The organism is Peribacillus sp. NPDC058002 (assembly GCF_042886655.1).
In the GTDB taxonomy this organism is placed as follows: domain Bacteria; phylum Bacillota; class Bacilli; order Bacillales; family DSM-1321; genus Peribacillus; species Peribacillus aracenensis.
On sequence record NZ_JBHVQU010000063.1, the window covers coordinates 14,497 to 22,960 of the forward strand.

Here is an 8,464-nt window from a genome sequence, read left to right on the forward strand (position 1 = left end):
GCCGTCGATACACCTATTAATCCGGAGGCCGTCGATACACCTATTAATCCGGGAGCCGTCGATACACCTATTAATCCGGGAGCCGTCGATACACCTATTAATCCGGGAGCCGTCGATACACCTAATAACCCGGAGGCCGTCGATACACCTATTAATCCGGAGGCCGTCGATACACCTATTAATCCGGGAGGAACTAGGAAACCGAAAGACCCATCTTCTTTTAACAAACTTACTGGTGCATATAAGTTAACCTATTTTTACAAAAGAAATTACCGGATTAATAAGACAAAAAAAGAGTTATCAGATATTGAATATAAAGATTTTTCAATTACTTCCATGTACCTCATTCGAAGTTTATTAGAATCTTATGTTAATGAATATATAGACTTATTCACAGCTTTACCCAGGGAACATGAATTTAAGATGAAAGGAATAGCCGGAACCAGGGAAAAAAGAAAAGGTAAAGAGTTGCAAGATTTAATCTATAATCACATTAAAAATCATCTAAAGGAAACTATTAGAGATTCCGAAACTTCGGATTTAATTGAAGTAACTTTCTCAAAAAGTAATAATATTTCCGCTACTAAAATTCTTAATTATTATATTCACTCAAGCACCAATTACCCTAGTAGAGACGAAGTTTTAAGTGCATGGAGTAAGATATCACAGATACTAAACACGTTAGATAAGCTACTAGGAGAAATTTCTGGCCAAAAGTAACTTATTTTTTGTATAATAAGGCCAGGAGATGATTTTATTGAGTAATCCTTCACCTTTAAGGTATCCTGGTGGTAAAAATAAAACTTATGATTATGTTAAGCAATTAATTTTACAAAATAATTGTACTACCTATATTGAACCCTTTGCGGGTGGTGCTGCTGTAGCTATAAATTTATTATTAGAGGGAATAGTAAAAAAGACTATCATTAATGACTATGACAGATCCATCTATGCACTCTGGTATTCAATTTTAAACCATCCAAAAGAATTAATTAACCTAATTATCGATACAGAAATAACAATCGACGAGTGGCATTTACAAAAAGAGGTTCAAAAAAATAAAGCAACTGCTTCATTATTGTCATTAGGTTTTTCTACCCTGTTTTTAAATCGTACTAATCGTTCTGGGATTATTAAAGCTGGCATAATAGGTGGGAAAAATCAAAATGGTTTATACCCCATGGATTGTCGCTTTCCAAAAGAAAAATTAGTAGAAAAAATCAACTCGATATCAAATTTGAAAAATCAAATTGAATTATACAATTTGGATGCACTTGATTTTATTGACCAGGTGATTAAAAAAACAAGAAAATCATTTACGTTTTTCGATCCACCTTATTACAATAAAGGACCAAGTTTGTATACAAACTTTTATGAGAACAAAGATCACCTTGAACTTTCGAAAAAGATTCAAAATGATTTAAAAAACAGGAAATGGATAGTTACCTATGACAATGCATTGGAAATTAAAGAAATGTACAGTAATTTAGATTTTCTAGAATATTACTTGAATTATTCGGTTCAAGATAAGAAAAAAGGAATAGAGTATATGTTTTTTTCAAGTAATACTAAAACTGTCAATCCTGATAAATACCTTACCATCTCTGACCCTTTACTCTCATTAACTTATGAATAAAAAGGTAATCCAAATAGGATTACCTTTTTACATTAGGTCAACATGAACTAGTTTAAGAAGGATAAACCTATAATTAAGGATGATTTGCCATTATAAAAACCACTTTTTTTAGTGGGTAAATTTATTCTCTATACCTATTAGACCATTATCTATTGGCCTTGTAAGTATGGTTTTCTAAAATTAACATTAAGGTGTTTAGACAACACCTTAGTAAAAAACATGACAAGTGACAAGAACAAATATAGGTGAAATAAAAAAAGTTGATTCACGCGGCTTCTAATTCATATATATATTCTTGTCGTCCGACATAGGAAGACGAGGGCTTATAGAAAGAGTATGCCCTTGTTTTTCGCTTTTTATTAAGCTGAATGCAAATCATTGAAAGTCGATAAACTGAGCATCTATCATTTTTTTAATACCCTTGCTTTCAAGTATTATATTCTCTGGATAACCACTAAAAATATAAAAAAATGATTCCGAGATATACCCTCGGGATCGAATAATACTTTCCAAGTACGCTTCCATCTCTGTACCCTTCGCAATATCTTTCAAGGTGCTGATTGTTTGGCTATGTACTTGACCAAATGAAGCATCTAATCTTTCATAGTATTCTTCAATTGGCGCCTTAGTTTTTCCATTTTTTTCGTACGCCCATACCCTTAGTTTTTCTGATGAATCCAAGACTTCATATACCGTATTTAATGAAATAATACGAGGTAATACTTCTGCAATATTTCTACAAGAAAAATTCCCCTCCAACACTTCCGAAATATATAAAAAGAATCTTTTAGTAAGGAGTGCGTTATGTCTTACATTCACTGGTATCAACGTCCCCAAAACGGCAAGTGCTCCAGCGTTTAAAAATGCATCACTAACTGTATAGGCCCCTCTTCCTTTTGGGGCTACATGACAAGCACTAAGTATTATTATTGGCGGGACGCTGATCTTACTGTTTGGTATCCAAAATTGATTTCCTACGGACAATCCTGCAAAGTCTTTTCCTTTATATTCCCCATGTGCAGAAATCACCAAAATATCAATATCAGTTGAATCGGTTAATAGCGCTTCAATACCCTTTATGGAGTCTACCTCTTTATACTGAACTTCAATCAGTTCACTTTTTCCACAAGTATCAATAACCATTTTCCAGCCAATATCCGAGGCTCTTCTTATCGGATCATCTGGAGATAGACATTCAACAATTAATACCTTAAAACCTCTTCCGGACCCTATGTAATATTCTGGCGGACGAGTTATCCCGTATAAAAATGTATCTGTGAGCGGTGTTAATGGACGGTATGAAATAGGTACTAGCGAACAAATTGGATCGCTAAATCCTGGCAGAATAGCTAATCCTATTGGGAAATCGGTAAATGCAATTATTTCAGAGCAACCTGAAATATAATCTTGAAGATTGCTTATCCCAAGATGACCTTTTAACGCTCTTCCAAATCCCCTTAGTGACTCCCACACAAATTTGCTTTTGGGATGGTCCTCATGGAAATGTTCTTCTAAGAAGTACAATTTTCTGAAAATGCTCTTATTTAGAGGTCTACCTTCCAGCCAGACTCCTCCAAGAGCAATTGCGCGTTGTAAGCCAAGAAAGTTTATCAATTCCTTTTCTTCCGGGGTTGTTTCGTCCTCCCTCTTGGTTAAACCATATGCCCCACCTTTTGATGGAGTGCCTGGTAAGGTAATGATAAAGGGAAACCCAGTAGCAAATTGCGCTTTCTCAACTTCATGAAGTAGTTCCATCTGATCAGGCTTGTTTCCTTGAGAACTGTGCCTTTCAAGAACATTCAGATAAGCAATTTGTCTCTGTGTGACATTTGCTCTAACTAGGAAGGTATAGTTATTTTTTTCTAATATTTTAAGCACTTTTCTTGTATCTAAGGTCATATTTGTTAAGAAGGTAATTGGCAAAGCCGATCTTTCTAATTCTGTAAATAACCGTGGAGTTACATCCAATAAATCTTCGTCTGCTTTTAAGTTTATAACTTTTTGACCAATACTACTCCACTGTTCACTTAGCAGTGTTGAGGTTAGACTTGAAGAATTAATGCAACCTAAATAAGAAGAATGTTCTTTACTTAGTCTACATGCTTCTTCATAGCAAGAATCTTCGCTCAGAAATAAGGTAGGAGGGAAATTCCTAAGATTTTCTAATTCAACCTCAGATGGTTCGGAGGAGATTAAAATAATATTGTGTTGTAAATGAATTGTTTCACCCGAAGGAGTTCTATATATTACATCTAAACCACTTCGCGGAAGATGCAAACAGTACCACAGTACAGGTAATAAATCTCTATGGCGCGCACTATAAATGTGTTTTTGAAAATTTACCGTTATTTCTTTTTTAATATCCATTACTACGTAATAATTTAGTCTTATTCCATCGAGAACTCTTTGCTCTTCTGAATTCAAGTTAAAGTTCATGCTATGCAATTTCCTTTCTAATCAATTGGTGGGAACTCTATAAACATTGGTACTACTTTTTTCTCTTCATTAATTCCATACTTTCCTAGTCTACAGTAATTACCGAGCTCGGAAAAGTACGGCTGTTCTCGACCAAGAACATATATAAGAACATGCTCATAGACCTTTGACTGTCTACTTAATTCTTTCTTTCTATAAAAATAACAGCTTATTAGATAGCTATTCTAGGGCTTTGGAAAACTTCCTCTACAAACCTGCCCCCTTTAGTTAACAAGAAAATCAACAATAGCGCCTTAAATTAAATAAAGATAGAGCAGGAATATTCATGCTCTTTATTAAAAGCACCCTTAAGGTGCTTAATAATTTATTTCCCAAAATATTATAATACTTAGGATTTTTGTATCTATTTTCGTTATAAAAATATAACCCTAAGTCTCCAAAAGAATGAATTTTATCGTCACCATTCAATACCCTAATAGAACTTAATAAACGAATCATTAGATATAAAGTCTGTTCTTCACCTAAAGAAAGAAGTAAAAGATTTTCTCTCACCAAAGGATCTAATACAGCTAATCTAACAATATCTTCATTCCAATTTGAAGGTTTACCAACAGTCTCCTTCTCTACTCGCATAGCAATTGTATTATCGAAAAGATTCATCAATTCTTCAAACTCAATATCTACATCCTTACTAATAAAGTTATATCCATTTATGAAGGTGATCAGCAATGACTGAAGAAAACTACAACGTCTATAACACATCCATTGTTTACGACTACAAAGACCATCCTAATATCAAGAGTGGCCGATGTGATAACTGTGGTAATGCTCAGTTTAAAATTTCTGTTAAGGGCTTTATCTATATTCGTGAGTGTCGCAATTGTGGGATGAACAAAAGTATCTGATCCTGTTGATGGGTCGTTTTTTATTCCCCCCCTTACTCTGCCTCCAACCTTCTTATACGTATCACGCTCCTTGCCCATGATATTCCCAATCGCCATGGCTTAATTCTTCTTTCCTCTTAGGCTTGGGTTCAGGTTTACTCTATTTGCTGGCCTCTCTAAGTTGAATGAATTTCTGAATATCCGATTTAGATTAATGGTCAGCAAACTTCATCGAACTCACCTTTCTTTCTCCATAATAAAAAGCACTCTGTTTTGAGCGCTTTGTTTTTACTGTTTGGTTATTTTCACATTGGTATAATCCACATCAAAATAATTTGGATATCCACATTCTTGTTTAGGACAATAAACTTTTAGACTCTTTGGTGTTTTATCTTCATTAGCTGTCACTAATGTAGCACCTTCCTTATTTCTAAAATTCGGTCTTTTATAAACCTTGTATTCATCATCTTGGTAAAAGTAATACCACATAAAGTCATACTTACAATCTTGACAAGTAGTCTCCCCTTCAATTAACATGCAAACACCTCCTTCTGTCCTACACATTCGACAAAAGAAGATAAATTCCTTCAAAATAAAAGCACCCAATCAATGAGTACTCTTTATATTTTTTAGCTGCCAACAACGCCTGGATCAAGATATTTGTTCCCAACTGTACCTGGATCTAACATGTTATTTTTCTCCTTTATTAGTTTCTAAATGCCCTAGCCCTTCATATTATCAAAAATGTTATTAAAACTTTCGCCTTCAGCAAATGACATTTTATATTCTTCGAATTCCTCATATTCTATTCTTTTTCTATTTTCTTTACTAAAAAGCTCTTGAATTATTGTATCCCATATAATTTTTTCCTTCTTAGTTAGTACTAAATAGGCGTCGCTTATGCCACAAGAAAACCAGTGAATATGAGGGACATCACGAATCATTTGGGGATCTGGTGGCCATTGTAGCGGACTTACATTTCGACTCGGTTATTGATCATTTGCTGCATAACACCAAAGGGAATTTGTTTTCGATAAATGAATTGTCTCGAATGGGAGAACTTCGGAATGGCCGGTCAATCCGTGTAGCATTCAACAATAAAAAAATGTCGGAGGTTGGCAGAGAACAACACGATTTATCCGAACCGTTCACAGGCGGCGCGTTCGATATTTTGGTAGAAAAGTTCCAGATAACCTAATCGAGCGTGAGCTTATCTCGCAACAACTCGGAGAACTTGCATTCCAAGCCCATTTTAATGAGATCCCCGAAGTCCAGCAACAATTTACCGCTCTCTATCATGGAAAAGAAGCAGAATTCAAAGATGCGCTTCTCGAAGCTCGGGATCGATTCGACAAGCTGATGGTGAATGCATGGAGTCACACCTCCAAAGAAAACCTGCATTACGGGATTGTCCTTCAAAACATCTTAAATGCTGACCAGCATTTGTACGAAGGCAAATACAAGCAGACAATCCACAGATTTTTTGATTGGAGAGAGATTACAACGGAGACAGCCTTAGAGACTCCACATCTTGAAACGCATCTTGTGGATGAACTTATAAGAGTATAAACATGAATAGCAGTATTCATAAATTCCTTTAGCTCTATCTAAAGCATCAGTAAGTACTACATCAGGATTTCTTCGATAAATTTGTTGTAATGACTTAAATTCAAATGGAACCTAAAGTTGCAAGAGATTACATTCAAAAAATAAGATAAAGATAAATGAAATTTAAAGAGATTTGGAATTTACGTAATGGGTTCTCTTTTCAGAGAAAAAGTTACATTTTATTCATTTAATAATCATTATTTGCGTTTACTTATACTCTACTATTCTCCACAAACACATTCTTTATATGCCACTTAAAATAAGGTTTTATGTTTAGATCGACGAAAATAGAAACCTGTCACTTACACCAAAACAAGACTTTCTAAAATTGTTTTCCTGATATTCTTTCTACAAGCAAATTAATTAATTTTTATTTTATGGGTATTGGTTCATTTATTTGATTCTAGGGCCTTTGAGAAACATTGATATTCGAACTAGAAATTCCTTAACATTAGCCAATAAATCATTGCTTAATTCAAAATCACTTTATTATGGACGATAGTTTTTGCTCTACCCACTTACTCATACTGATTCCTTCTTGTTCAGCTAACTCCGTAATACTTTCTAATAAATCGATAGGTAATTCAAAGCTAGTTTTTCTATATGGACTACGTAATATTAAAGTATTTTCTTCATGGTGCATTTCTCCATTGATTAAATACGGTAAGATATCAGCAATACTAAACACCTCAGATTTTAACGGCTTTTCCCCTGCCTTGATGTAGAGTAAAACTGAATCACTTTGTTCTCTAAGTCGAATGTTTTCCATTCCCCAAATTTCATATAAATAATCCATGAAGGGATAAAATACAACTTCATTTTTTGGTACCTGAAGCTCAACATAGCCTTTATAATCCAAAGTGGATTGGTGGATCGAGTATGATGGCTTTAAAGTATAAGTTTTCATTCCTTCTTCATATGTCAACCACTTTTGGATATTGGGTAGGTAGAAACCAAATACATTTTCTTCATTACGAACCACACGTGCCTCGGGTATTTTAGACGAATGAAATCTTTGATACAAAGCAATGTCATTTTTTGTATCATAATATTCATATTTTTTAGGTCGTTGTGTTTCAGTTGGATTGAGTGATTTCTCTGCTTCCTGATAGGCTGCTTCCGAAATGACATACGTGATTCTTTCATCCCCATACGGGACGGCTTCAGCTTTTATTGAACCATCTTGAATATACTTATAAATACTTTGAACAGATAATCCCAATCTCTTTGCAACCTCATTAGGACTCATGCCAGTAGGTAAAGATTGTTTTTCATATACTAATCGATCCACTTCCGCTTTTTCATAACGGGCATCTTTATGTATTCGATGGGGATCCAGAATTTTAATAATTTTCTTCTGCTTTCCATAATGGTAAACCGTGGCCTTGGATACTCCGAGTAAATCAGCTACTTCTCTTTGTGTATACCATTCCACTTTATCCCCCTCCCACCCTTCTTGTTTATCCGTTCCTGTTATGGGAACATGCCATTGGTTCCCATTCGTCAATTCCTCATGATACAAGACAGCTTCCTCCTGGCCAAATTTTACACGATATTGGAGACGGGGGTGTTCGATCACTTCCAAAATCATGCCTTCTTTTTTTTCAAATTGTTTAAAGTAGTAAAAACTCTCTGGGTCTTCTTCTTCCGTACATGTTGGGAGAACATAAACCGTTTCCCCCATTTCATAAGAGGCAGTCTGCGTGTTTTTTTCATGGTTTAGTTTATTCATTATTTGTCTCTTCACCTTTTATCTTTTAGTGTTATATGTCTATCCATCTTAGGATTAACTATTTAATTCATATATCTATTATAATACATAGTAATATATTAAATAAGTGTATTTTAAATTCCTCATATATATTAATTATAGATATAATATATTAATCCAGTAATATTA

General features: G+C 34.4%; 7 protein-coding genes and 1 pseudogene. 4 read left to right on the forward strand and 4 right to left on the reverse strand.

The genetic code is table 11. The features are described 5' to 3' along the window. Together ACFVSH_RS13145 and ACFVSH_RS13150 are read left to right on the forward strand one after the other, a co-directional pair. Window positions 1-720, forward strand: a pseudogene (locus tag ACFVSH_RS13145) (hypothetical protein); the annotation flags it as partial. A 28-nt stretch (window positions 721-748) separates the two neighbouring features. Then, entirely contained in the window at window positions 749-1,636 is an 888-nt protein-coding gene (locus ACFVSH_RS13150) for a DNA adenine methylase (RefSeq protein ID WP_387706327.1), read from the forward strand. Between the two features lie 375 nt (window positions 1,637-2,011). Here the strand turns inward: ACFVSH_RS13150 and ACFVSH_RS13155 are convergent, their stop codons facing one another. Beyond that, complete coding sequence (locus ACFVSH_RS13155) at window positions 2,012-4,072, reverse strand: CHAT domain-containing protein (protein WP_387706329.1); 2,061 nt, start codon at window positions 4,070-4,072, stop codon at window positions 2,012-2,014. Between the two features lie 279 nt (window positions 4,073-4,351). Continuing rightward, window positions 4,352-4,735, reverse strand: coding sequence for a hypothetical protein (locus ACFVSH_RS13160; RefSeq protein ID WP_387706331.1), 384 nt, complete (start codon window positions 4,733-4,735; stop codon window positions 4,352-4,354). Between the two features lie 65 nt (window positions 4,736-4,800). On the opposite strand from ACFVSH_RS13160, the gene ACFVSH_RS13165 reads away from it, so the two are divergent. Beyond that, window positions 4,801-4,977, forward strand: a complete 177-nt coding sequence (locus ACFVSH_RS13165) for a DUF8096 family protein (RefSeq protein ID WP_387706333.1) — start codon at window positions 4,801-4,803, stop codon at window positions 4,975-4,977. A 267-nt stretch (window positions 4,978-5,244) separates the two neighbouring features. Here ACFVSH_RS13165 and ACFVSH_RS13170 read toward each other — a convergent pair whose 3' ends face one another. Then, window positions 5,245-5,493 carry a hypothetical protein gene (locus tag ACFVSH_RS13170; RefSeq protein ID WP_387706335.1) on the reverse strand — a complete coding sequence of 83 codons (249 nt, stop codon included), beginning with the start codon at window positions 5,491-5,493 and terminating at the stop codon, window positions 5,245-5,247. Window positions 5,494-5,911: 418 nt separating this feature from the next. Between ACFVSH_RS13170 and ACFVSH_RS13175 the strand changes: the two genes are divergently transcribed. After that, window positions 5,912-6,154, forward strand: coding sequence for a gluzincin family metallopeptidase (locus tag ACFVSH_RS13175; RefSeq protein WP_387706337.1), 243 nt, complete (start codon window positions 5,912-5,914; stop codon window positions 6,152-6,154). Between the two features lie 891 nt (window positions 6,155-7,045). Here ACFVSH_RS13175 and ACFVSH_RS13180 read toward each other — a convergent pair. Beyond that, window positions 7,046-8,296 carry a helix-turn-helix domain-containing protein gene (locus ACFVSH_RS13180; protein WP_387706339.1) on the reverse strand — a complete coding sequence of 417 codons (1,251 nt, stop codon included), beginning with the start codon at window positions 8,294-8,296 and terminating at the stop codon, window positions 7,046-7,048. Window positions 8,297-8,464 lie beyond the last annotated feature (168 nt).

Coding starts and splice junctions, on each gene's coding strand:
- ACFVSH_RS13150 (WP_387706327.1), top strand. CDS start 749: ATGATTTTATTGAGTAATCCTTCACCTTTAAGGTATCCTGGTGGTAAA.
- ACFVSH_RS13155 (WP_387706329.1), bottom strand. CDS start 4,072: ATGAACTTTAACTTGAATTCAGAAGAGCAAAGAGTTCTCGATGGAATA.
- ACFVSH_RS13165 (WP_387706333.1), top strand. CDS start 4,801: ATGACTGAAGAAAACTACAACGTCTATAACACATCCATTGTTTACGAC.
- ACFVSH_RS13170 (WP_387706335.1), bottom strand. CDS start 5,493: ATGTTAATTGAAGGGGAGACTACTTGTCAAGATTGTAAGTATGACTTT.
- ACFVSH_RS13180 (WP_387706339.1), bottom strand. CDS start 8,296: ATGAATAAACTAAACCATGAAAAAAACACGCAGACTGCCTCTTATGAA.